This is a genomic window from Thioalkalivibrio sp. K90mix (assembly GCF_000025545.1).
In the GTDB taxonomy this organism is placed as follows: domain Bacteria; phylum Pseudomonadota; class Gammaproteobacteria; order Ectothiorhodospirales; family Ectothiorhodospiraceae; genus Thioalkalivibrio.
Genome location: NC_013889.1, coordinates 1,904,017 through 1,927,431, shown reverse-complemented (window position 1 = coordinate 1,927,431; position 23,415 = coordinate 1,904,017). Strand labels below are relative to the sequence as shown.

24 protein-coding genes and 1 pseudogene are annotated in these 23,415 nt (G+C 66.1%); 6 read left to right on the top strand and 19 right to left on the bottom strand.

Annotated elements, in window-relative coordinates; all coding sequences use genetic code 11:
* Positions 1-180 precede the first annotated feature (180 nt).
* Positions 181-507, bottom strand: a pseudogene (locus tag TK90_RS14800) (transposase); the annotation flags it as partial.
* Positions 508-708: 201 nt separating this feature from the next.
* On the opposite strand from TK90_RS14800, the gene TK90_RS09095 reads away from it, so the two are divergent.
* The gene (locus tag TK90_RS09095; RefSeq protein WP_012981820.1) at positions 709-1,983 is read left to right on the top strand and encodes an IS256 family transposase; all 1,275 of its coding nucleotides are present in this window, start codon (positions 709-711) and stop codon (positions 1,981-1,983) included.
* A gap of 417 nt (positions 1,984-2,400) precedes the next feature.
* Here TK90_RS09095 and TK90_RS09090 read toward each other — a convergent pair whose 3' ends face one another.
* The 8 genes from TK90_RS09090 to TK90_RS09055 form a co-directional block, all read right to left on the bottom strand.
* Positions 2,401-3,141: a secretin N-terminal domain-containing protein gene (locus tag TK90_RS09090; RefSeq protein ID WP_210399567.1), complete on the bottom strand. Its 741-nt coding sequence runs from the start codon at positions 3,139-3,141 to the stop codon at positions 2,401-2,403.
* A gap of 61 nt (positions 3,142-3,202) precedes the next feature.
* The gene (locus TK90_RS09085; RefSeq protein ID WP_012983175.1) at positions 3,203-3,685 is read right to left on the bottom strand and encodes a hypothetical protein; all 483 of its coding nucleotides are present in this window, start codon (positions 3,683-3,685) and stop codon (positions 3,203-3,205) included.
* 96 nt (positions 3,686-3,781) lie between these two features.
* Entirely contained in the window at positions 3,782-4,258 is a 477-nt protein-coding gene (locus tag TK90_RS09080; RefSeq protein ID WP_012983174.1) for a hypothetical protein, read from the bottom strand.
* On the bottom strand, positions 4,249-4,551 hold the full coding sequence (locus tag TK90_RS09075) for a nucleotidyltransferase domain-containing protein (RefSeq protein ID WP_012983173.1): 303 nt from the start codon (positions 4,549-4,551) through the stop codon (positions 4,249-4,251). The genes TK90_RS09080 and TK90_RS09075 overlap by 10 nt, the downstream gene beginning before the upstream one ends.
* Before the next feature lie 93 nt (positions 4,552-4,644).
* Complete coding sequence (locus TK90_RS09070; RefSeq protein ID WP_012983172.1) at positions 4,645-5,115, bottom strand: GNAT family N-acetyltransferase; 471 nt, start codon at positions 5,113-5,115, stop codon at positions 4,645-4,647.
* A gap of 162 nt (positions 5,116-5,277) precedes the next feature.
* Positions 5,278-6,546 carry a cyclopropane-fatty-acyl-phospholipid synthase family protein gene (locus TK90_RS09065; RefSeq protein ID WP_012983171.1) on the bottom strand — a complete coding sequence of 423 codons (1,269 nt, stop codon included), beginning with the start codon at positions 6,544-6,546 and terminating at the stop codon, positions 5,278-5,280.
* Positions 6,546-7,316 (bottom strand): DUF1365 domain-containing protein, encoded by a 771-nt coding sequence (locus tag TK90_RS09060; protein ID WP_012983170.1) that lies wholly within the window; start codon positions 7,314-7,316, stop codon positions 6,546-6,548. Before TK90_RS09060 ends, TK90_RS09065 begins: the two co-directional genes overlap by 1 nt.
* Before the next feature lie 9 nt (positions 7,317-7,325).
* Complete coding sequence (locus TK90_RS09055; RefSeq protein WP_012983169.1) at positions 7,326-8,699, bottom strand: NAD(P)/FAD-dependent oxidoreductase; 1,374 nt, start codon at positions 8,697-8,699, stop codon at positions 7,326-7,328.
* A 132-nt stretch (positions 8,700-8,831) separates the two neighbouring features.
* Here TK90_RS09055 and TK90_RS09050 point away from each other — a divergent pair, with 132 nt between their 5' ends.
* Genes TK90_RS09050 through folE form a run of 3 tightly spaced genes read left to right on the top strand, consistent with a single transcriptional unit; the run spans position 8,832 to position 10,900 of the window.
* On the top strand, positions 8,832-9,404 hold the full coding sequence (locus tag TK90_RS09050; RefSeq protein WP_026148091.1) for a glutathione peroxidase: 573 nt from the start codon (positions 8,832-8,834) through the stop codon (positions 9,402-9,404).
* The gene (locus TK90_RS09045; protein WP_012983167.1) at positions 9,401-10,216 is read left to right on the top strand and encodes a DUF3429 domain-containing protein; all 816 of its coding nucleotides are present in this window, start codon (positions 9,401-9,403) and stop codon (positions 10,214-10,216) included. Before TK90_RS09050 ends, TK90_RS09045 begins: the two co-directional genes overlap by 4 nt.
* A gap of 30 nt (positions 10,217-10,246) precedes the next feature.
* Positions 10,247-10,900 (top strand): GTP cyclohydrolase I FolE, encoded by a 654-nt coding sequence (folE, locus tag TK90_RS09040; protein ID WP_019025217.1) that lies wholly within the window; start codon positions 10,247-10,249, stop codon positions 10,898-10,900.
* Between the two features lie 54 nt (positions 10,901-10,954).
* Here the strand turns inward: folE and TK90_RS09035 are convergent, their stop codons facing one another.
* A complete protein-coding gene (locus TK90_RS09035; protein WP_012983165.1) occupies positions 10,955-12,697 on the bottom strand; it encodes a uracil-xanthine permease family protein in 1,743 nt (580 codons plus the stop codon).
* A 325-nt stretch (positions 12,698-13,022) separates the two neighbouring features.
* On the opposite strand from TK90_RS09035, the gene TK90_RS09030 reads away from it, so the two are divergent.
* Positions 13,023-13,649: a class I SAM-dependent methyltransferase gene (locus TK90_RS09030; RefSeq protein WP_017925279.1), complete on the top strand. Its 627-nt coding sequence runs from the start codon at positions 13,023-13,025 to the stop codon at positions 13,647-13,649.
* Positions 13,650-13,749: 100 nt separating this feature from the next.
* Positions 13,750-13,962, top strand: coding sequence for a YjfB family protein (locus tag TK90_RS09025; protein WP_012983163.1), 213 nt, complete (start codon positions 13,750-13,752; stop codon positions 13,960-13,962).
* Positions 13,963-14,062: 100 nt separating this feature from the next.
* Here the strand turns inward: TK90_RS09025 and TK90_RS09020 are convergent, their stop codons facing one another.
* The 9 genes from TK90_RS09020 to metG all read right to left on the bottom strand — a co-directional run bounded on the left by TK90_RS09020 (position 14,063) and on the right by metG (position 22,956).
* Positions 14,063-14,755 (bottom strand): electron transport complex subunit E, encoded by a 693-nt coding sequence (locus TK90_RS09020; protein ID WP_012983162.1) that lies wholly within the window; start codon positions 14,753-14,755, stop codon positions 14,063-14,065.
* Between the two features lie 26 nt (positions 14,756-14,781).
* Positions 14,782-15,450, bottom strand: coding sequence for an electron transport complex subunit RsxG (gene rsxG, locus TK90_RS09015; protein WP_012983161.1), 669 nt, complete (start codon positions 15,448-15,450; stop codon positions 14,782-14,784).
* Positions 15,443-16,504, bottom strand: coding sequence for an electron transport complex subunit RsxD (gene rsxD, locus TK90_RS09010; protein WP_012983160.1), 1,062 nt, complete (start codon positions 16,502-16,504; stop codon positions 15,443-15,445). The genes rsxG and rsxD overlap by 8 nt, the downstream gene beginning before the upstream one ends.
* On the bottom strand, positions 16,504-18,129 hold the full coding sequence (gene rsxC / locus TK90_RS09005) for an electron transport complex subunit RsxC (RefSeq protein ID WP_012983159.1): 1,626 nt from the start codon (positions 18,127-18,129) through the stop codon (positions 16,504-16,506). The genes rsxD and rsxC overlap by 1 nt, the downstream gene beginning before the upstream one ends.
* A 32-nt stretch (positions 18,130-18,161) precedes the next feature.
* The gene (gene rsxB / locus TK90_RS09000) at positions 18,162-18,746 is read right to left on the bottom strand and encodes an electron transport complex subunit RsxB (RefSeq protein WP_012983158.1); all 585 of its coding nucleotides are present in this window, start codon (positions 18,744-18,746) and stop codon (positions 18,162-18,164) included.
* Entirely contained in the window at positions 18,743-19,321 is a 579-nt protein-coding gene (gene rsxA / locus TK90_RS08995) for an electron transport complex subunit RsxA (protein ID WP_012983157.1), read from the bottom strand. Before rsxA ends, rsxB begins: the two co-directional genes overlap by 4 nt.
* A 216-nt stretch (positions 19,322-19,537) precedes the next feature.
* Positions 19,538-20,233, bottom strand: a complete 696-nt coding sequence (locus tag TK90_RS08990) for an enolase-phosphatase (RefSeq protein ID WP_012983156.1) — start codon at positions 20,231-20,233, stop codon at positions 19,538-19,540.
* The gene (gene mtnB / locus TK90_RS08985; protein ID WP_012983155.1) at positions 20,230-20,850 is read right to left on the bottom strand and encodes a methylthioribulose 1-phosphate dehydratase; all 621 of its coding nucleotides are present in this window, start codon (positions 20,848-20,850) and stop codon (positions 20,230-20,232) included. The genes TK90_RS08990 and mtnB overlap by 4 nt, the downstream gene beginning before the upstream one ends.
* 69 nt (positions 20,851-20,919) lie before the next feature.
* Complete coding sequence (gene metG, locus TK90_RS08980) at positions 20,920-22,956, bottom strand: methionine--tRNA ligase (protein WP_012983154.1); 2,037 nt, start codon at positions 22,954-22,956, stop codon at positions 20,920-20,922.
* Positions 22,957-23,415 lie beyond the last annotated feature (459 nt).

Sequence of the window (23,415 nt, the reverse complement as noted above, 5' to 3'; positions counted from 1 at the left end):
CCGTGTTGCCGTGGTTCGCGCCAGAGAGCAAAAGGCAAGGTCTGACCCCCAAGCCCCCGCAGTCATGTATGCCTGACGAGGGAGTACACCTTAAAGTGGTGTGCGATGCCACCCGTGTTGCCGTGGTTCGCGCCAGAGAGCAAAAGGCAAGGTCTGACCCCCAAGCCCCCGCCCAATGACGCGTTCCACCAGAATCGCCTTGTATCGGCCCTGGAGAACGTGCCCCACTCGTCGATGCCTGCGGTTGAACCGCTGTGTGTAGACGCCATTGAGCCACTGCATACCGCGGGAGAGGTTCGCGTCCGGCGTTTCAACGAGCAGGTGATAATGATTTCCCATCAGGCAGTACGCTGACAGTACCCAGTTATACCGTTGTACGGCTTGAGCCAGGGTGTCGAGAAATCGCTGATGATCGACCGAATCTTGGTAGATCCATCCGCGTCGGTCGCCGCGTGCGGTGACGTGATAGAGCGCCCACGGGTACTCCAGGCGTAGGGGTCGGACCATCCTTGTCCCTCCGTCATGTATGCCTGACGAGGGAGTACACCTTAAAGTGGTGTGCGATGCCACCCGTGTTGCCGTGGTTCGCGCCAGAGAGCAAAAGGCAGAGTTACTGTCAAAAGTGGTGTACGGGGGGATTGAGGAAGGCGGCGTATCCGGCTGGAATGGAAGTGCGACCAACCAGCCAGCCAGAGGAGATACGCCAACATGGCTCACGATACGACAGAGAACCCGAACGGACCAGAGGACCCGTTGACCGATCTGCTGCGCCGCGGGGCGCGGGATCTGATCCAGCAAGCGGTGGAGGCAGAGTTGCGGACGTTCATGGAGACCTACGCGGAGGATCGCATGCCGGACGGTCGCCGGGCGGTCGTACGCAATGGCTATCAGCCCCAGCGCCGGGTTCAGACCGGCATCGGCGATGTACCGGTGCAGGTGCCGAAGACCCGGGATCGGTCCGGCGGTGGCCGGCACTTCACGTCGAGCCTGCTGCCCCCGTATCTGCGCCGGGCGCGCTCGGTCGAGGAGCTGCTGCCCTGGCTCTATCTCAAGGGGGTGTCCTCGGGCGACTTCCAGGAGGCGCTGAGCGCGCTGCTGGGCGAGCAGGCCCAGGGGCTGTCGGCCTCGACACTGGGCCGCCTCAAGCAGCAGTGGCTGACCGAGCACGCCGAATGGCGCGAGCGTGATCTCCGCGCCTACCGCTACAGCTACTGGTGGGCGGACGGTATCCACTTCAACCTGCGCGGGGAGGACGACGAACGCGCCTGTGTGCTGGTCATCATCGGGGTCCTGCCCGACGGGACCAAGGAGTTTGTTGCCCTCGACGACGGGATGCGCGAGTCCGAGCAGAGCTGGTACGAACTGCTGGTGCGCCTGCGGGATCATCAGGGCCTCGCGAACGGCCCGAAGCTCGCCATCGGCGATGGCGCGCTGGGCTTCTGGAAGGCCCTGGCCCGGGTCTACCCGGACACCCGCCGCCAGCGCTGCTGGGTCCACAAGACCGCCAATGTGCTGAACCGGCTGCCCAAGCGCAGTCAGCCCAAGGCCAAGTCCGCCTTGCAGGCGATCTGGATGGCCGAGACCCGCGCCGACGCCGAACAGGCCTTCGACGCCTTCCTGACCGCCTACGGCGACAAGTACCCGAAAGCCGCCGAGACGCTGGCCAAGGACCGGGAAGACCTGCTCGCGTTCTACGACTTCCCAGCCGCGCACTGGCAGTCGATCCGGACCACCAATCCGATCGAATCGACCTTCGCCACCGTGCGGCTGCGCACCGACAAGACCCGGGGCTGCGTGACCCGCAACACCGTCTTGAGCCTGACGTTCAAGCTCGGTCAGAGCACGCAGAAGCGCTGGCGTCGGCTCCGGGGTTACGAATGGCTCGACAAGCTCGAGCGCGGGGTCAAGTTCATCGACGGCATCGAGCAGACCGAACCGACCAACGACGAGGCATCCTCCATCACCGACCGGAGCGCCGCCTGAACCCGCCATCGCTCATACACCAGACTTGACCATAACTCCAAAAGGCAAGGTCTGACCCCCAAGCCCCCGCAGTCATGTATGCCTGACGAGGGAGTACACCTTAAAGTGGTGTGCGATGCCACCCGTGTTGCCGTGGTTCGCGCCAGAGAGCAAAAGGCAAGGTCTGACCCCCAAGCCCCGGACCCCCAAGCCCCCGCCCGGCCCCGTTAGGGGCCTTTTTGTGTCTGGCGTTCTCGGGTTGGTACGGGTTTCGCAGCGCCGGGAGCCACGACATGGGGGCTGGCAGAGTGGTGTGTTATGCGCCAAGGGGGAGACCCGGATAACCGCTCCGCGGTTTCCGGGATGACTATCATTAGGAACGTGGGATAACACGCGGAATCCATGCGGCACCTGGGCCCTGAGGCCATCGGAGGGTGGTCAGTCGATGGGGTCGACGCGGATCTGCAGGGACAGTGCGTCGCGGTCGAGGGTGGTGCGGGCCGAGGCAATGCCGCGTTCGTCGAGTTCGATGGTGCGGCCGACGCCCGCGAGGTCATGCCATGCGCCGGGCTCAATGGTGATGGACGATTCGACGGCCTGGCGTTCCACGCGGCCCATGGTGGTGGCGGGCGGCTGTTCGTGGAGCTGAACGATATCCACGCGGATGCGACCGTCGGGCTGGGCGTGGGGCTGCACGCGGAAGCCGCGGGCGGTGTCGCGGAATACCGGCTCCATGCCGAAGCCGGAACGACCGGCGAATACACGGAAGCCGTGGGCCTCGGTCTCGCCAACGAGGATGACCGCGTCGGTGCCATCGCGCAGTCGTATCTGCTGCGTTTGGTCGTCTTGGCGTGCGGTGGTCCAACGGCGGGCCGTGCCACGTGCTTGGGTACCGTCCGGGCCGGTTTCGATGTCGATTCCGGTGCCCGTTTCCTGGCGCGGGCGTTCGCTGCTTCGACGTACGGAGAGTATGAAGTCCCGGGCGCTGTGGTCGAGTTCGGCCACGACCTCGCGGATCTGCTCCAGGGTCCGGGCGTCGGTGCGTACCAGGAGGCGGAAGCCGTCGGCCCGCAGTGTGGCCGCATCGCCGAACAAGCCCTGCAGCTCGGGAAGGATCTCGGCGGCCGGGCGATTCTGCAGAGGGAGGACGGCGACCTCGGCCTGCGGGTCGCGCCCCAGGGCGGGTGCCGAGGGTCCGGCCAACAGCAGGCACCCCGCCAGGATGCGCAGGGTGCGGCGCCTAGACCATGAGCCGACGCAGTTCGATCGCTTCATCGCTGAGACTCCAGTTCGCCTCGAAATCCAGGGCGGACCGTTGGGTACCCGCACGGTCTTCGACATCTCCGCGAAGAACGCGTTGTCCGCCGGCCTGGGTGAGCTGCATCCACCCACTGTGATCGGCGATCGCGGTCAGTGTGAGGGGGCTTTCCTCGGCGGCATCCAGCCGTCGCACGGTCACGGCGGTGGGCAGGCGCTTGATGCTTTCCACCAGATCCGGGATGCGCTCGCGCAGCGCCAGATCGTCATCGACCAGAATACGGATATCGGTATGGCGGTGGCGGCGGGCGATATTCGCCAGGTATGAGCCCAGCTCCAGCCCCCGGAACTCCGCCAGCAGTTCCACGCGGGCATGCAGCCAGAAGCGCCGCCGGGTCTGGCCCACCAGCTCCCCGAGAAGGGCGGCTGCGTCCTCCATTACGGGGTCGGTGGTCGGTTCGGCCATGCGGTCGCCTCCGGGCTGGGTCTCTACTCAGCATAGGCAACTAGCGCGCCTCGCGCATCTGCTTTAAGGGGGGCGGCGATCGAATCCACGCATGGATCAACCGTTGGTGAAACGCTTCGCGGCTTCGGCTAGTTTCTCTCGGGTCTGCTCCAGCAACGGAGTGAGGTCCATCGCTCTACGAAGCGCCTGCGCAAACTCTTCGGGGTCCCGCATGTATTCATGGATCAGGCGATTACGCAGATTCCGTGCTTCGACCCAGTCGGCGACCGAAGGAAGGTAGCCGAGCCGTTCCATCCGGGCGAGGTTGTCGAGGGTGGCGCCGACGTCTTCCAGGAGGTGTCCGAGTAATTCCGGGATCAGTTTGTCCCCGAGCGTGTCCTGAAGGCGCCCGAATCGAGCGACGAATGCATCCAGCCTTTCGGACAGCTCGGGTTCGTGTTCGAGTTGGCTAACCCACTGGGCCGTTATCGGTTCCTCGGTAAGCCGATCAACGGTCTGTCTCAGATGGCGAGCTTCTTTTCGCGTGGTTTCAAGCAGGAACTGGAGGCGGTCCTTGTCGGGGTTCAATGCCACAGTGCGACTCCCTGTTCGCGCGCCTTGTCATGAATGGGCTGGTGCCGGGTATCGGGATCGAGAACCAGGACGTCGATGCGCTGATCGCCCAGAGCCATCTGCAAGCGACCCGAGAAGCGAGCGGCCATCGCAGCGCGGTTTGGCACGCGATGCGGCGTCTCCACGAGCAGGTCGATGTCACCACCGCGAGCTGAATCATCGACCCGTGAACCAAACAGATAAACGGTACAGTCGCCAAAAAGCTCGTGGGCGATGGTTTCGATCGTTTGGCGCTGATGTTCGCTAAGTCGCATGAGGGCACCTCCAGCACCATTGTAGGCCGCCGGCGGTGCTAATTCATGGCTGTGCTTGCGGCGGAGTGTGCGCGCGATTGAATCAGCGTTTCCTTAACCGGCCTGGGCCCGGGCCCGGGCCTGGGCCAGGGGCTGGCGGATGCGGCGCAGCATGCGCCGGTGGGGGATGCCGGCGTCCTCGAAGGTGTCGGAGATGATGAAGAAGTCGTGCTGGGCGTAGAAGCCCAGCCGGGTGTTCTGGGCGTTCAGCCAGACCTCGCGCCAGCCGTGGCGCATCGCGGCCTCGACCGCGTAATCGAGCAGGCGCGAGCCGATGCCGTGGCCGCGCCAGGGTTCGCGCACGGCCATGCGTCCGATCTGGCCGGAGGGCAGCATGCGCAGGGTGCCGATGGGTTCTTCGCCGGGGCCAATGGCGAGCCAGTGCAGGGCGGTCGCATCCAGACCGTCGAATTCCAGCGGCTCGGGGACGCCTTGTTCCTCGATGAAGACCTCGCGACGAACGGCGGAGATGGCTTCGGCGTCGGCGGGCCAGCTGGCCTCGCGGAATTGAATGCGATGTTGCATGGCTGAAGCTCCTCGACCAATCGGGATGGTCTGTGACCGAATCCCGGTTTCCATGAACCCGGAAGTTTGCATTCTAGTCGACGAATCCAGAACCGTCCTGTGACCAGAATCCCAATAAACTGGTGATTCGGTACCAGAATTGGCCCATACGTGGGGAAGAGTCTAGAGAGTCTTGGATGATTGGTGGGTCGGGTGGGGCACAGGTGTGTCGGGGCATCCGGGCTCCAGGACGACCTGCATCAGGTCCACACGCTGGTGTTCGAACCCCACCTCGCAGTAGGCGAGGTAGTAGCGCCACATGCGCAGGAACTCGGGGGCGTATCCCAGTGCCTCGATGACCGGTTCGGCCTGGCGCACCTCGCGATCCCAGCGGCGCAGGGTTTCGGCATAGTCCAGTCCGAAGAACCGCTGATCGCCGACTTCGAGGCCCGCTTTGCGCGCCGCCTCGTTGAAGCGGGGGACCGAGGGCAGCATCCCGCCCGGGAAGACATAGAGCTGGATGAAATCAGCATTGTTGCGGTAGTACTCGAACGCGCTCTCGTCGATGGTGATGACCTGCAATGCGGCACGCCCGCCGGGGCGCAGGCAGCGGCGAACGGTCTCGAAGAATCTCGACCACCATCGCTGCCCAACCGCCTCGAACATCTCGATCGACACGACGTGGTCAAACTGTCCAGTGGTGTCGCGGTAATCCTGCAGGCGCAGTTTGACACGGGCGGATAGCCCGGCCCGTTCGATCCGCTCGCGGGCGTAGTCGAGCTGCTCCTGCGACAGGGTAATGGCCGTGACCTGATGGCCGCGTCGCGCGGCGAGTTCGGCAAAGCCGCCCCAGCGGCAACCGATCTCGAGGATGTGGGACCCGGGGGCGGCGTCGAGTTGCTCCAGCAGGCGCTCGTACTTGCGCTGCTGGGCGCTCTCCAGCGCCTCGTCGCCGCGACTGAACAGGGCCGCGGAGTAGCTCATGCTCGGGTCCAGCCACAGGCGATAAAAGTCGTTGCCGAGGTCGTAGTGGAAGCGAATGTTGGCGCGACTGCCGCGGCGGCTGTTGCGGTGCCACCAGTGGCGCAGGGCGTCGAGCTGGCGCTGGACCAAGGGGCGGGCCGCGAGATCGGCCAGTGCCGCCTCATTGTCGGTGGCCAGGTGCAGCAGGCCCTTCAGGTCCGGCGTGTTCCAGTCGCCGGCGATGTAGCCCTCGGCAAAGCCGAGGTCCCCGTGGCGCAGGATGCGCAGCAGCGTTCGCCAGGGCCGCTTGAGGTGCCAGATGGCCTCGCGGCCTGGCTGCGCGCCCTGTACGAGCTCCCGTTCCCCGCGTGGGCCGACCAGTGTCAACTGTCCCTGTTCGAGACCGCGCAGGGTCCGGGCGATCAGTTGCAGGGCCCTGTGCCGGCGGGTCGCGAAGTCGGTGGTCGCGCTTCCCTGTTCGACGGACATCAGTGCATCTCCTTTTGCGGCGGCGCGGGGCGCGGGTGGTAGCGTCCGCCGCGCAGCCAGATCTTGAGCGCCTGCCAGTGAATCAGTGGCAGGACCTTGAGGGTCATCCACGGCTGGTGAAGCAGTGCGGCCCGCAGGGTCTGGTCGCTGAAGTCGCGCAGACGACCGTGCTGGGTCGCGATCAGGAACGGCGAACCCGCCTGGGTCTCGCGAATTGCGAGGCGCACGGTGGCTCCGCGTTCCATGCGTGCGGGCGAGATCGCGAAGGCGTAGCGCGCATCCATGTCGATGAACGGGGATACATGAAAGGCCTTGTCCTTCTCCTGGCGTACCGGCGTGGTCATGGTGCACCCGCCTTCGTGCAGCAGGTAGTGGTGGTGCTCGCCGAAGGTGTTGCGGACTTCCAGCAACACGCCACGCAACCCGCCATCCGCGTGATAGGCGAACCAGGCGCTGAGCGGGTTGAACGCGTGCCCGAATACGCGCGGCATCGCGAGCAGGTGGATCGTGCCGCCCGCGAGCTCAATGCCGTGCTCCGCGAGACGGGACTCGATCCAGGGCCGCCAGGGGCGACCGTCGCGGGGGCCGTGGTCGCGGGTATGCAGGCTGAACAGGTTGAAACGATTCAGGGAGAAAGCGCGGCAGCGGGCCGCGGTGGCCTCCAGGCGATCAATGTCGAACAGCGCGGCGATCACCGTATAGCGAAAGCGGTACGCCGGCGCCGCAATGCGCTGGTGCACAACCGATGTGTAGACGAGGGCCGCGTCCATGCCAGCGCCTCAGGCATCCTCGGGGCGCGCAGCCGGTGCCGCGGTCGGCGTCGCGCCACCGCCGTTGACCGGCTCCGAATCCACCGCCACCGGCGCGGGTGTAGCACTCGGCGTGGAGTCCCAAGGGGGCGCGATGCCCATCGCCTCGCCGATCGCGACGGCGGAGCGCAGCCCGTCCTCGTGGAAGCCGTCGCCCATCCAGGCCCCGGCGAAATGGAGTCCGTCCTGGCCCTGGCGGTCCATCAGGCGCTGGCGTGCGATCTCGGCGGGGGCATCCATTACGGGATGTTCCCAAAGGTGCTCGCCAAGCACTGCGGTGGGGTGGGGCTCGCGCCAGGGGTTCAGGCTGATCACGTAGTCGCGGCGACGTTCCAGGTTGTGCAGGCGGTTCATCCAGTAGGAGACCGAAACCCGTTCACCAGGCTGCGTGGTGCGTCCGCTCAGGTAGTTCCACGAGGACCAGACGCGGCGTGAGCGGGGCATCAGGGTGGCGTCGGTATGCACGATGGCGCGGTTTTCCTGGAAGCGGCAGTCCGCCAGCAGGCCGTCGAGCGCGGGCATGGTTCGCCCCAGGAGGCGGCGGGCGTCGTTCGCATGACAGGCGAACACGACTCGATCGAATCCCTCGGAGCGCTCCGCGGTCAGCACACGCCACTGGCCGCCTTCGGGGATCACGGCGCGGACGGCCTCGTGGATGACGCTACGCGGCTCGAGCCGCGCGGCGAGGCGCTGCACATATTCGCGGCTGCCACCGCGCACGGTGCGCCACTGCGGGCGGTCGCGCAGGTCCAGCAGCCCGTGGTTGCGAAAGAACCGCAGGAAACTCGCGGACGGGAACTCGCGGATGGACTCCGGCGGCGCGGACCAGATCGCGGCGGCCATCGGCAACAGGTAGTCCTCGCGGAAGCCACGACCGAAACGGTGTCGCGAGAGAAAGTGATCCAGTGTGCCCTGCGGGGTCTCGCCGCGCTCGAACAGTCGATGCCCCAGGTGATTGAAGCGCAGGATGTCGGCGCCCATGCGCAGAAAGCGCGGGTTGAGCAGGTTGCGCCGCTGCGCGAACAGGGTGTTCAGGTCACTGCCGGCGTACTCCACGCCGTGGGGTTGCCGGGAACACGAGAATGACATGTCGGTCTGCTGGGTCGGCACGTCCAGGTCGCGGAACAGGCGCGTCAGCAGCGGGTAGTTGCGCTCGTTGTACACCACGAATCCGGTGTCGAGGTGAGTGGGGCCCTCCGGGTCGGGTACCTCGATGGTGTGGGCGTGACCGCCCAGTTCGGGCGCCGCCTCGAACAGACGCACCTGGTGGCGCGACTGCAGGATCCAGCTGCTGGCCAGGCCGGCGATGCCACCGCCGATGACAGCGATGCGAGAGGTGCTCATGACGACGGTTCCGATTCCATCAAGGGGTGATGTACATCTTATACAGGACCTGTACAATGCCTGTAAATGGGCGCCGTCCCGAATGCGGTGCAAAGAGGGCCTGGCATGGCCCGGGGTGTGGAGGGTGCAGTGATGCGCAGGGCGAGTCGGTTCCTTGTGGTGATAGGGCTGTTGTGGACAGGCCTGGCGTCTAGCGCGGCGGCGGGCGAGGCGGGGGCGCTGTGCCCCGCGAGCCTCGACTTCGAGATGCGTCCGCTGACCGCATCCGAACCCGTGCGTCTTTGCGAGCGCCATGCCGGTCAAGTGCTGCTGGTGGTCAATACGGCAAGCCAGTGCGGTTTCACCCCGCAATACGAGGGCCTGGAGGCGTTGAACGCGGAACTTCACGAGCAAGGGTTCAGTGTGCTGGGGTTCCCCTCGGGTGACTTCGCCGGGCAGGAATACGAGGACGAGGCCGATATCGCCGAATTCTGCCGCTCCAACTACGGCATCCAGTTCCCGATGTACGAGAAGGTGCATGCCTCGCGGCGTCACGCGGCGCCCGGTACGCTTTATCACTATCTGGGGACCGCGGCGGGCGAGTTTCCGTCCTGGAATTTCCACAAGTACCTGATCGGGCGCGACGGCGAGGTGCTGGCCTCGTTCGGCACACGGGTGACACCCGAAGACCGACGTCTGCGCGCCGCGATCGAGGCTGCCCTATGAACGACGTTGTCCAGGCCATGAGCGACTGGCCCCGCGAGGTGCGCGAGGCACTGGCGCGGTACGAGGTCGTGGCGATTACGTCGGGGTTGTCCGATGTGCGCGATGCCGAGGCGCTGCTGGAGGCGATGCTCCCGGGACGCTGGGTGCGCCTGGAGTGGGGCATGGGCTCTGCTCACAGCCGCGAGCAGTTTCATGCCCTGCAGCAGGCGACTGGAGCCGATGTGTTGCCCTATTTCGTTGCGCGGGACGGTGCAATCGGGGGGCTCCCCGAGTTGCGCGAATACCTCGGCGCGCGGGCTGTCGCGGCCGGGGCCAACCGAGGCCCGCGTGACGCCGCGGAACGGGCCGGGCAAACGCAACGGTCCCAGGAAGCCTTGGCACCGATGCTTCAGGTGCTGGGATACGGAGGGCTAATCCCCTTTGTGGCCCTGGGCATCGGGACGTGGATGGCCCAGCCGGAATGGCAGGTTTTCGCGCTCGAGGCCCTGGCGTTTTATGGTGCCGTTATCCTGTCGTTTCTCGGGGCGATCCACTGGGGGCTTTACCTGGCGGATCGCGAACACCGGGTGGGCCCGCTGTCGGCGCCCGTGTGGGCGGTGGTCCCGGCGATCCTCGCCTGGCTTACGTTGCTGCAACCGTTGCCCGAGGCACTGATGACCCTGGCCGTGCTGTTTCTGGGGGCGCTGTGGGTGGACCGCCTGAGCCTGCGTGGGCGGCCGTTGCCGCGTGGGTACCTGGGGATGCGCCTGGTGCTGACCGCGGGGGCCATCGTATCGCTGGCCTCTGGGCTGGCCGTTATCATGGGGCGCTGACGCGCCCGCACGCCCCAGGGAATGTCGAAGATGGCACAGAACAAGGACCTATCGATGCAAGCAGATGCCCGTACCGCGGACGAACCCGTGACCAGCGCCGCCGATGGGCGGCCGCTGCCGGCCCCCGAGGCGCTGGCCCGTCATTACCGCGAGATCCTCGCCGGCCTGAATGAAGACCCGAACCGCGAGGGCCTGCTGGATACGCCGATGCGGGCGGCCAAGGCGATGCAGTACCTGACCCGTGGCTATCACCAGGATCTCGACACGATCGTCAACGGGGCGTTGTTCAGCTCCGATAACGACGAGATGGTGCTGCTGCGCGATATCGAGCTGTACTCGCTGTGCGAGCATCACCTGTTGCCGATCATCGGCAAGGTGCATGTCGCCTACCTGCCGAATGGCAAGGTGATCGGCCTCTCCAAGATCGCGCGCATTGTCGATATGTTCGCCGCGCGCCTGCAGATCCAGGAAAACATGACCCGGCAGATCGCCGAGGCGTTGATGCAGGTCACCGATGCCAAGGGCGTGGGTGTGGTCGTGGACGCCAAGCACATGTGCATGACCATGCGCGGGGTGGAGAAGCAGCACTCCTCGATGGCGACGTCGGTGATGCTGGGTGCGTTCCGCAAGGATGCGCGCACCCGTCGCGAGTTCCTCAACCTGATCCACGGCTCTCGCGACTGAACCGCTGGCGGCGGCCTGTGCAGGGCCCTGAACCGGCGAACCGTCGTCGAGTGATTACATCGGGCGCAGCGGGATACCGAACGAGATGTAGTTGACCCCGGCCATGCGCAGGTGTCGCACATCCTGTGCGAGGCTATTCAGCAGGTACAGCCCCAGTTCGCGCAGGGACTGCTCGTCGTTGTGACCCCATTGCCGGGCCTTGCGCAGCGAGGCCTCGTCGACTTCGGCCGCCGCACTGCGGTCGATCATCTCCACCGCGAGGTGTTCGCCCTCGCGTTCCAGACGGACATCCACCGGGCGGCTGCGCCCCGGCTCGCTGGCGGCTTGTTCGGACAGGTGCATGAACACCTCTTCCAGGGCCACCTGCAGCTTGACGGACTGCTTCTCCGGCAGACTCAGGCTCTCGCCGAACTCCCGCGCCATGGCCTGGATCTGCGGCAGGGATTCGGCCTCGGGCGCGAAGGTGCTGTGGCGTCGTGGGCGCGGGCGCAGGTTGAAGATCAGGCTGATGGCGACCGCGACGGTGCCGCCGGTGGTCACGCTGTTGTTCATGAACGGCCCCAGCGCGTCCGGGATCAAGTGATGGAAGAACAACTGGTTCTGGAACAGGAAGCCGGTGGAGAACGCCACGCCGATGATCAGCCCGCTCTGGTAGCTCAGGCCGTCCTGTGCGCACAGGCGAATGCCGGCCACGAACAGCAGCGCCAGAAGGATCAGCAGGAAGGCTCCAAAGACCGGGCCGGGGAGCGAGATCATCACCATTTTGAGTTTGGGGATGAGTGCGACCAGGGCGAGGAAGCCGGCGAAGTAGTAGCCGACGCGCCGCGCAGCCATGCCGGTCAGCTCGATCGAGGACACGCCGATCCCGTAGGTGGTGTTTGGCAGCGTACCCAGGCCGCCGGCGATCATGTTGCCGACCCCGTCCGCATAGAGGCCGCCGCGCACGCGGTCGTAATCAACCTTGCGCGGGATCCGGTGGGAGTTGCGTTGCGCGACCATGGTGTCGCCCACCGACTCGACCGATCCGACCAGCGTGACGATGATGAAGGTCAGAAGTAGTGTGAACCAGGCGGTCGAGAACTCGAAGTTGAAGCCCGGCCATTCCAGTGGCGGCAGACCCAGCCAGGCGGCGTCCGCGACCCTGGAAAAGTCCGTGACGTTGAATGCAACCGCCACCGCGACGCCGACCCCGAGCCCGATGATGGGTGCCCAAAGGCGCAGCATGCGACCGCCGAAGATCGCCAGCAGGATGGTGAACCCGAGCGTAAACAGGGCGACGACCAGGGCGCGCCAGGTGCCCTCGTACTCGCCTTCTCCATGCATCATGTCGGCCGTGGACGGGATCACGGTCAGCACCAGCAGCATGATCACGACCCCGCTGACGGTCGGCGTTATGATGCGCCGGAACAGGCCCAGGTAGCGGGCGAACAGTAACTGTGCGGGTGCGGACAGGATGGCCAGCGTCGCGACCAGCGCCATGCCGCCGACCATGGCCGCCTCGATGCCGACGGCCAGATACGCGGTCGAGGTGCCCATGAAGATCAGGTAGCCCGAACCGACCGGCCCGACGCGACGAACCTGGACCAGCGTGGCGAGCGCACTGCCGATGAGTGCGGCAAAGACGGTCCACTGGGTGGCGGCCAGGTCGAGGCCGATGGTGCGCGCCAGAATCAGGGGCGCGAGGATAATGGTCGGGGCGACCAGGATCAGACTCTGAAGGGCGCTGAGCGCGCATTTCCCGATCGGCGGACGGTCATCCACCTCGTAGAGAATCTTCGATTGCGAGGATTCGGTCATTGCATCACCGCGTGGGGAGCACGAAAGCGCCGAATCGTATCAGGGTAAGGGGGGAGTGACCGCGCAGGCGTGAGTCAGGCGTTGGCCCGCGCCGACCCCGGTCGCGGGCCCAGGCAAAAAAAAGGCCCGGTGGGAGTCCGGGCCGAACGTTCAGACAACCGTGTGATGGAGTCTTCAAGTCTGAACGGCGGAACTGCGGCGGCCGTTGCCAGGCGCCGATCTTTCCGCTCTTGCCTCGGTAGACAGGGGTGTTGCCCACAGGTTCCTTTCGGATCCGGGTATCACGCCAACGCGTTCACATTTTGCGGGGCGTAGAATGAAATCCATGCGTGGAGTGGAACAGATTCCCTGGCTTTATGACGCCCTGATGGGGCTGGCGGACGCGCTTGGTTTCCGTGGCTGGCGCCGCCGTCTCGTCGCGGGGGCAGGGGGGCTCGTCCTCGAGCTGGGCTGTGGCACGGGCCGCAATCTTCCCCTGTATTCCGCCTCGACGCATGTCGTCGCGCTCGATCCAGACCTGGCGGCCCTGCGTCGGGCGCGCGAACGCGCGCCCGGGGCCCTTTTCGTGGTCGCCCGGGCCGAGGCATTGCCATTTGCCGATGCACGGTTCGACACGGTTGTGTCGGGGCTGGTGTTCTGTTCGGTTCAGGACCCGGAGCAGGGGCTGGCGGAGATCCGCCGTGTGCTGGGCACCGAGGGTCAGTTGCGCATGCTCGAGCATGTGCGGCACACGCGCCCGAGCCTGGCCTGGGTGCAGGATCGCGTGCAACCGACCTGGACCTGTGTGACCGGGGGTTGCCACCCGAACCGCGATACCGAGGCGGTGGTGGAGCGCGCCGGGTTCGTAATCGAGGCGGAGGATCGCGAGTCGCGCGGGGTTATGCGGCGGTTCGCCGCCCGCCCGGACCCGCTCGAGGCCGCACGCGCCGAAAAAACTTCACCCATGCCCTAAAGTCTGCGCACCACTGGCCGTCACCCGGAGTGAGTCGGGCCCGAAACGGCACACCGAGTCCCCGGGCGGGCCGGCTCCATATTCGAATCAGGAGCAGAAGATGGATGCCAGTGCGATTGCCAGCCAGGCCACGCAGATGAGCCAGCAGAACATCGCCGCGCAAAAGGATGTGGCGGTACAGAAAAAGGCCATGGAATCGGAAGAGATGGCGGCACAGGGCCTGTTGCAGGCCATGCCGAACATCAGCGAGATGCAGGCGACCTCCCAGGGCCTGCCCGACCACGTGGGCAATAACGTCGACACGACCGCCTGATTGCCCATACGGTCACTTGGGGAAGCTGGTTTCCCTTTACGCCCCGCCGGAGCGCCCCGGTGGGGTGTTTTCGTTTAAGGGGCCTGTAGGGCGCGCCGGATCAGGTGGTTTCGGAGGCCTCGGCGCGGGATTCCTCCGCGGCGGGCTCCGGCTCGGTCGCCGTGTGCTGGTCGATCCAGTTCTTGGCGGCGATCAGCAGGCCCATGGCCATGAACGCGCCCGGCGGCAGCAGGGCCAGCAGGAACCCGTGTTCGGACGGGTAGATCTGGATGGTCATCGCGTGCCCCCACTCGCCGAACAGCAGGTGGGCGTTGTCCATCAGCGTGCCCTGGCCCAGGACCTCGCGCAGCGCGCCCAGCGCAATCAGTACGCCGGTAAAGCCCAGCCCCATCATCAGACCGTCCAGCGCGGCGCGCGGGACCGAGTTGCGCGAGGCGAAGGCCTCCGCGCGGCCGATAATCGCGCAGTTGGTGACAATCAGCGGGATGAAGATGCCGAGGATCAGGAACAGGCCGTGGAACCAGGCGTTCATCGCCAGTTCGATCGCGGTCACGATGGAGGCGATGATCAGCACGTACACCGGGATACGGATCTCCGGACGGGCGTGGCGGCGGATCATCGAGACTAGGACGTTCGACAGCAGCAGCGTCAGGGTGGTCGCGATGCCCAGGCCGATGGCGTTGACCATCGTCCCGGAGATCGCCAGCAGCGGGCACAGGCCGAGCAGCTGGACCAGGCCCGGGTTGTTGTTCCACAGGCCGTCGCGAATGATGTCGGTCAGGGTCGGGTTCATCGGTCGTCCTGTTCCGAGTACATGGATCAGTCGTTCCCTATTGGTTCGACCACCGCACCTTCCTCTTCCTCCGGCGAGGTCGAGAGCAGGTCATCGCGATAGTTGTCGAAGTATTCCAGTGTGCGGCGGACGGCGCGAACCACCGCACGCGGGGTAATGGTGGCGCCGGTAAACTGGTCGAACACGCCGCCATCGCGGCGCACCGCCCAGTCGCCGGGCGAGGGGTCGCCCAGGGAGCGGCCCTCGAAGCCGTGGATCCAGTCGGAGCGTTCGGCCTCGATCGCGTCTCCCAGGCCCGGCGTCTCGCGGTGGCTGGAGACACGCACGCCCAGCAGTTCACCGTCGCGGTCCACGCCGATCAGCAGGTGGATGTCACCGCTGTAGCCGTCACGCGCGACCGCCGAGAACACGATGCCCATGACGTTGTCGTCTGCGTCGCGTGCGAACCACGCGGGCAGGTTGTCGCCGCCCAGACGCTCGTCACTCAGGGCCACTGCGTCGTGCACCGGATCATTGGCGTAATCGAGGTCGCCGGTGAGCTCCGCGATGCGGCTGCGGTTGACCTCCATGCGGTTGTCCGCGATGCGGGCCTCCGTGCCTTCCTGCACCAGCGCGACCAGACCCGCGCCGGCCGCCGCAAATCCGGCCAGCAGGACGGTGGCGATCAGGATGTCGCGCGGCTTCAGGTCAGGCACGACCGTCCCCTGACGGCGGCCCGCCGCGGGTGCGCCCGAAGATCCGCGGTCGTGTCAGGTGGTCGAGCGTCGGGGCGACCATGTTCATCAGCAGCACGGCGAACGCGACTGCGTCCGGGTAGCCACCCCAGGTGCGGATCACAAAGATCAGCACGCCGATCCCGGCGCCGTAGAGGATGCGACCCAGAGGGGTGGTGGACGCGGAGACCGGATCGGTGGCGATAAAAAAGGCCCCGATGATCACCGCCCCGGAAAACACGTGGAAGGCCGGCGAGGCGAACGAGTCCGGGTCCAGCAGCCAGAAGAAGCCGGCCGGGATGGCCACGCCCAGGATCACCGCCACCGGGATGTGCCAGTGGATGATCCGACGGAACAGCAGGTACAGCCCACCCAGCAGGAAGAAGTTGCCGACCCATTCCCAGCCGGTCTCGGTGAAGCTTCCGAACAGCGGGCTGGCCGTGATCTCGCCAACCGTGCGCCCGGAGACCAGCCCCTCGCGCATCGCGTCGAGCGGGGTGGCGCGCGTGACCGCGTCCCACGCCTGGGCGCCGGGGAGACTGCCGGTCAGGACCGTCTGCAGGGTCTGCAGCAGGGTGAGCGGGGATTCCGGCAGCGTGCTGGGGGCCGGCCAGAGCGCCATTTCGCGCGGGAACGAGACCAGCACGACGACATAGCCGACCATTGCGGGGTTGAACGGGTTGTAGCCCAGCCCGCCGTACAGGTGCTTGGCGACAATGATCGCGAATGCAATACCGATTAACGTGACCCAGAACGGCGCCAGTGGCGGGATCGCCAGCGCGAACAGCCAGCCGGTGACGATCGCGGAGTTGTCCGCCAGTGTGGCCATGACGGGCCGCTTGCGCGCGGCGACCATCGCCGCCTCGAAGGCCACGGCGAACAGCACGCCCAGCAGGACGTTGACCAGTACACCCCAGCCGAAGAACCAGGTCATCGCCAGGGTCCCGGGCACCAGCGCCATCAGCACCTGCTGCATCACGCCGCCCACGGAGTGCGCGGGGATCACGTGCGGCGAGGATTGCGTGCGAAAGCGCATCAGCGGTCGTCCCTGTCGCGGGTGTCGTTCGTCGTGGAGGTTTCCTCGCGGGTCGTCTCCGATCCGGGTGCCTGATCGCTACCCTTCGCGGACTCTTCCGCACGGGCGGCCTTTTTCTTCTGGGCGCGTTCCAGTGCCGCCTGGATCGCGGCCTGCTTGTCGCCGTCGGCTTCCTTGTTCTTCAGAGCGGCCTTTTTCTTCGCCAGGCGTTCGGCCTTCTCGCGCTCCTCGCGTTCGATGCGTTCCTGGCGGAATTCGTAGCGTTCGCGCGCGATGTCCGACTTGTGGCGTTCCTTCTCCCGCGCCCAGATCTCGTTCTTGGCATAGCGGTAGTACTGGACCAGCGGGATGTTGCTGGGGCAGACATAGGCGCAGCAGCCGCATTCGATGCAGTCGAACAGCCCGTAGTCCTGGATCGCGTCGAAGTCTTTTGCTTTCGCCTGCCAGTAGAGCTGCTGCGGCAGCAGCTGGGCGGGGCAGACGGCCGCGCACTCGGCGCAGCGGATGCAGGGCATGACCGGGCCGGGGTCAGGCGTGTCCTGGGGGCGCGTGGCGAGCAGGCAGTTGGTGGCCTTGATCACAGGAATGGAGTCGTCGTGGACCGCGAAGCCCATCATCGGGCCGCCCATCACCAGCCGGTCCACGCCTTCGGCATAGCCGCCGGCCGCCTCGATCACGTCGGCGAACGGGGTGCCGAGCAGGGCTTCCACATTGCGCGGGTGTTTCACACCGGGGCCGGTGACGGTGACGATACGCGACAGCAGCGGTCGGCCCTGGATCACCGTGTCGCAGATCGCCTTGAAGGTGCCCGGGTTGTGGCAGACCATCCCGAGATCCGCGGGCAGGCCGCCGCTCGGGACCTCCTGGCCGGTCAGTACCTTGATCAGCTGGCGTTCGCCCCCGGTGGGATAGATCGAGGGGACCGATACCAGCTCGATCAGGTCGCGCAGCTCGGGGGGCAGGGTCTCGGTCAGCGAGCGCATCGCCTCCGGCATGTTGTCCTCGACCGCGAACAGCACCCGCTCCACGCCCAGCAGGCGGGCGGTGATGCGAATCCCCTCGAACACCGCCTCGGGAGCGGTGCGCAGCAGCATGTCGTCGGCGCTGATGTAGGGTTCGCACTCCGCCCCGTTGACCACCAGCGTATGGATGCGCTGGCCGGCGCGCGGGTTCAGTTTGACTGCCGTGGGGAAGGCCGCGCCACCCAGTCCGACGATCCCGCCGGCACGCAGGCGCTGGCGCAGCGCACGCAGGTCGCGGGTATCCCAGTCCAGCCAGGGCTCCATGCGGGCATCGCCCCAATCGTCGTGCCCATCGGGCTCGATCACCACGCAGGGGGCATCAAGGCCCGAGGGATGAGGGACCGGGTACAGGTCGATATCGACCACCTTGCCGGAGGTGGGCGCGTGCACGTGCGCGGCGATGTAGCCCTTGGACTGACCGATGCGCTGGCCCTTGGTGACGTGATCGCCGACCTGGACACAGGCCTCGGTCGCCTCGCCGATATGCTGGCCGAGCGGAACGGTCAGTTTCGCAGGCACACCCATCACCAGCACCGGCTCGGCGGTACTGGCGTCGGTCTCGTCGGCCAGTTTCAGGCCTCCATGGAAGCGGTGCAGCTGCATTGGCGTATTCTAACGTTTCGCGGAACCCCGGCTTAGCGGGAGCTCCGCGAGCCTTCTGCAAGAGCGTGTATGGGCCGCTCGATAGGCGAGGGTTCCGGTTCCGCCCAGCGCCATTCGGTGATGTCGGTCTGCACCGGGACCATCTCGATGCAGTCGACCGGGCAGGGCTCGATGCACAACTCGCAGCCGGTGCACTCCTCCTCGATGACGGTGTGCATCTGCTTGGCTGCGCCGAGGATCGCGTCCACCGGGCAGGCCTGGATGCACAGGGTGCAACCGATGCAGATGTTCTCGTCGATGACCGCGACGGCCTTTTCCTGTTCCTCTTCTTCCAGCGGGGTCGGCTCGCGGTCCAGCAGATCCGCCAGGGCCTGCACCGTGGCCTGGCCGCCGGGGGGGCAGCGGTTGATGTCGGCCTCGCCGGCGGCGATCGCCTCCGCGTAGGGGCGGCAGCCGGGGTAGGAGCACTGGCCGCACTGCGTCTGGGGCAGCAGGGCGTCGATCTGGTCGACGACCGGGTCCGCCTCGACACGAAAGCGCTGCGCGGCAAAGCCGAGGACCAGCCCGAACGCGGCGGCCAGGCCCCCGATCGCGAGAATGGCGTAGACGACACTCACAGCCGCACCAGCCCCGAGAAGCCCATGAATCCCAGCGACATCAGGCCCGCCGTGACCATGGCCACCGCGCTGCCGCGAAAGACCACGGGCACGTCCGCGACCGCGATGCGTTCGCGAATGGCGGAAAACAGGATCAGTACCAGGGAGAAGCCGACCGCGGCGCCAAAGCCGTACAGCGCGGACTCGACGAAGTTGTGGGCCTCCTGGACGTTCAGCAGGGCCACGCCCAGCACCGCGCAGTTGGTCGTGATCAGCGGCAGGAAGATCCCCAGCACGTTGTACAGAAGCGGGCTGGTCTTGCGCACCACCAGCTCGGTGAACTGCACCACCGCCGCGATCACCAGTATGAAGGCGATCGTGCGCAGGTATTCGAGCCCGAGCGGGAGCAGCAGATATTCGTTAATGACGTAGGAGCTGACCGCAGACAACGTCAGCACGAAGGTCGTGGCCAGGCCCATGCCAGTGGCCGTCTCGACCTTGCGCGAGACCCCCATGAACGGGCACAGGCCCAGAAACTTCACCAGTACGAAGTTGTTCACGAGGATCGTACTGATGAGGATCAGGACGTATTCCACGTTAATTCCGAGTCGTCAGGTCAACAAAATAGTATCAGGGACCGCTAATCCCGACTCAACCCTTCCGGATACGGGTGATCTGAATGCCCCCGCCCCTTTGGGAACGGGCTTGTCCTCGAGGCCTTTGTAATGGCCAGGCTCTGGCCGGAGGCATTCGCGCCCAGGCCCGCTCCTGCAGATTGGTCCCCCGCAGGCCGATCGCGCCCTGTTATCAGTTTAGCGGTCTGTCGGGATGAGCGAGTCCAGGCTGCGCAGCGAGTGATCGTCTGAAGCGGCCGGGTCGGCGAAGGGTCGGGCAGTCTGCAGCCAGGCCTGGTGTGCGGCGTCCAGCTCCTCGCCGCGCATGGACAGCAGCATGATGGCCTCCGGGGCGACGCCGATTTCGTCTGCCAGACGGCGGTAGCTGCCGGCATCGCGCCGACCCCCGATGCGGGTATCGAACAGACCGGCCAGGCGCTGTTCGACTTCGGGGCGCGGGCCGTGGCGCAGCCAGTCGCGCTGCACCGGCGCCGGGCTCGCGCCGAAGCTGTACAGGGCCACCCCGGCATCGTCCAGCGCCATCAGGGTGCGGGCCGTGTCGTCCGACAGCTCCGGGCGCAGCATCGAGGCCTCCAGGGCGTCGGCCCAGATCAGCCCCTGTAGCTGGCGCAGAGGCGTGATGTCCTGTCCGCCGCGGATCCAGGCGCGGATCTGCGCGAGCAGCCCGTCGACGTCCAGCTCGCGCCCGGAATAGGCGAGGATGTCCGCCAGCACGCGCTGCACCGCGGTGCTCTCCGCGTGACGCTCGAGGAAGCCCGGCAGGGCCTCCAGGGAGTAGGGCTCAAGCGTGTCGCGCAGCACGCCGGGCGGTGCCAGCACCCCCTCGAAGGCGAGGATCAGGGCCTGGGGCGCGGGATTCGGTGACTTGTTCATCGGCTCATCTGGTGCGCGAGCGTTTCGCACTGGAACATGAATTCGAAGGCCTCGACCCGGTGCAGCGCCAGCTCCACGCTTGCGCCCCAGGTGTAGAGCCCGTGGCCGCCGATCATGAAACCGGCGAGGTTGGGCTCGCGGCTCATCGCGGCATCGACGCGTGCGGCGAGCTGCTGCACATCGGGCTCGTTCGCGAAAACGGGCAGGTTCAGGCCCCGGGAGGGGTTTTCCACCCCGGGCAGTTCGCGCAGGACCTCGTAGTCGCGCAGGGCGAGCGTGCCGGGGAACTGACGCGACAGGACCGTCGCATGCACCGAGTGCGTATGCAGCACCGCCCCCAGCTGGGGGTCGTGGCGGTACATGATGATGTGCAGGAAGGTCTCCGGGGCGGGCTCTTCGGTCCCGGCCACCACGTGTCCGTCGAGATCGACCACCAGGAAGTCATGGCGGTCGAGGAAGCTCTTCTCGCGATTGGGCGCGGTGACGGCGATATGCCGGTCGTCCAGGCGCGCGGAGAAGTGCCCGGTGCGCGCGGGCAGCCAGCCGCGCGCCGAGAGATCACGTCCTGCTTCGGCCAGCAGGCGTACCTGTGCCTGGAATTCGGGGCTTTGGTCCATGCGTCCGGGTATCGGCAAAAGAGCGGCAGCTTACGCGAGCCGTGGGTGCAAATCCATGACGCCGGCGGCCTATTTTACCCGCATGCCGGGCTGGGCGCCGTCGTCCGGGTGCAGGATGTACAAATCCGAGCCGCCGGGACCAGCGGCCAGGACCATGCCCTCGGATACGCCAAAGCGCATCTTGCGCGGCGCGAGATTGGCCACCATTACGGTGTGCCGGCCGACCAGGTCCTCCGGTGCGTAGGCCGACTTGATGCCGGCAAACACCTGGCGCGTCCCGGAACCGATATCCAGCGTCAGCTTGAGCAGCTTGTCCGCGCCTTCCACGTGCTCGGCGTTGGCGATGCGCGCGATGCGCAGGTCGACCTGGGCAAAGGTGTCGAAGTCGATGGTGTCGGCGATGGGGTCCACGTTGGCTTCCGCTTTGTTGTCTGGGGTGGTGGTCGATTCGGTAGCGGCCAGGGTCGCCTTCGAGGCCTCCAGCAGCTTCTCCACGGTCTCGCCCTCGATGCGCGTCATCAGCGGCTTGAACTTCTCGATCGAGTGGCCGACCAGTGGCGCGCGCGTATCCCAGGCCAGGCTGTCCAGGCGCAGGAAGGCCGCGGCGTCGGCCGCCAGCTTCGGCAGGACCGGGGCGAGGTAGACGATCAGGATGCGGAACAGGTCCAGTCCCTGGGTGGAGATGGCCTGCACCTCGGCCTCGCGGCCTTCCTGCTTCGCCAGCACCCAGGGCTGGGCCTCGTCGATGTACTGGTTGGCCTGGTCGGCCAGCGCCATGATGCGGCGGATGGCCTGGGCGTATTCGCGCTTCTCGAAGGCTTGGGCGATGGCCTCGCCCTCGGCTACGAAGGCCTCGTGCAGGTCCGGGCGCGGCAGTTCGGCCGCGAGTTCGCCGTGCGAACGCTTGGTGATGAAGCCGGCACAGCGGCTGGCGATGTTGACCAGCTTGCCGACCAGATCGGAGTTCACGCGCTGGACGAAGTCGTCGAGGTTGAGGTCGAGATCATCGACCCCGGCGCCCAGCTTGGCCGCCAGGTAGTAGCGCAGGGACTCGGGGTTCAGGTGGTCCAGGTAGTCGCGGGCGCGGATAAAGGTCCCGCGCGACTTGGACATCTTCTGGCCGTTGACGGTCAGGAAGCCGTGGCAGAACACCGCCGACGGGGTGCGGAAACCCGCGCCATGGAGCATCGCCGGCCAGAACAGGGTGTGGAAGTAGGCGATGTCCTTGCCGATAAAGTGATACAGCTCGGCGTCCGAGTCCGCGCCCCACCAGGCGTCGAAGTCCAGGCCCTGCTTTTCGGCGTAGGCGCGAAAGCTCGCCATGTAGCCGATCGGGGCGTCCAGCCAGACATAGAAGTACTTGCCCGGGGCGTCGGGGATCTCGAAGCCGAAATAGGGGGCGTCGCGCGAGATGTCCCAGTCGGTCAGGCCCGCGTCGAACCACTCGTCCAGCTTGTTGCGGATCGCGTCCTGCAGGCGGCCGGAGCCGGTCCATTCGCGCAGGAAGGCCTCGAAGTCGCCGAGCTTGAAGAAGTAGTGCTCGGACTGGCGGGACTCGGGACGGGCGCCGCTGATCGCGGAGACCGGGTCTTTCAGGTCCAGCGGGCTGTAGGTTGCGCCGCAGGCCTCGCAGGAGTCGCCGTACTGCTCTTCGGCGCCGCAGTTCGGGCAGGTGCCCTTGATGAAACGGTCGGGCAGGAACATCCCGGCCTCGGGATCATAGGCCTGGTCGATCGTGCGCGTCTCGATGTGTCCAGCATCGCGCAGCGCGGTGTAGATGTGGGCGGCGAGCTCGCGGTTCTCGTCCGAGTGGGTCGAGTGGTAGTGGTCGAAATCGACCAGGAACTCGCTGAAGTCGGCCTCGTGTTCCTGACGCACCCGCGCGATCAGCTCCTCGGGCTCGATGCCCTCGGCGCGGGCCTTCAGCATGATCGGCGTGCCGTGGGCGTCATCCGCGCAGACATAGATCACCTCGTGGCCGCGTGCACGCTGAAAGCGCACCCAGATGTCGGTCTGGATGTACTCGACCAGGTGTCCCAGATGGATCGGCCCGTTGGCATAGGGCAGGGCGCTGGTGACCAGGATCTTGCGCGGCGTGTCAGTCATCGTCGGGTCCGTGCGTCGGTAGCGGCGGGCGGTGGAATGCAGGGGCGCTATTGTCGGGGCTGCCTGCCGGGTTGTCGAGGCGCATAAAGACCGTCATAGGCTTTTCCACAGAAGCTGTGGATAACTCTGTGGGCAACCCAGTGGAATTCATCGTCAGGCCTTGTCACGCAAGGGCCTTGTACAGATTGGTCAAAAAACGTTCAATTTGTTTTTATTCCGAATAAACAAATAGATGCGATCTTTTTGTGTACTGCTTTCGGCCTTTTGGCTGCTATCTGGGGCGTTTTCAGGGCCAGTGGAGGTTCATGTGTATAAAACTCGCTGAGAGGGGTTGACAGATCGTTGAGGACCCCTCTTGTGGCATGGGGCAAAGGACTGGCCAGTGGTGGTGCCATTGGCGTGCCGATTTGCGCCCAGTAGAATCGCGCGATTACTCCCAACTGTCGGATGGAACGAACG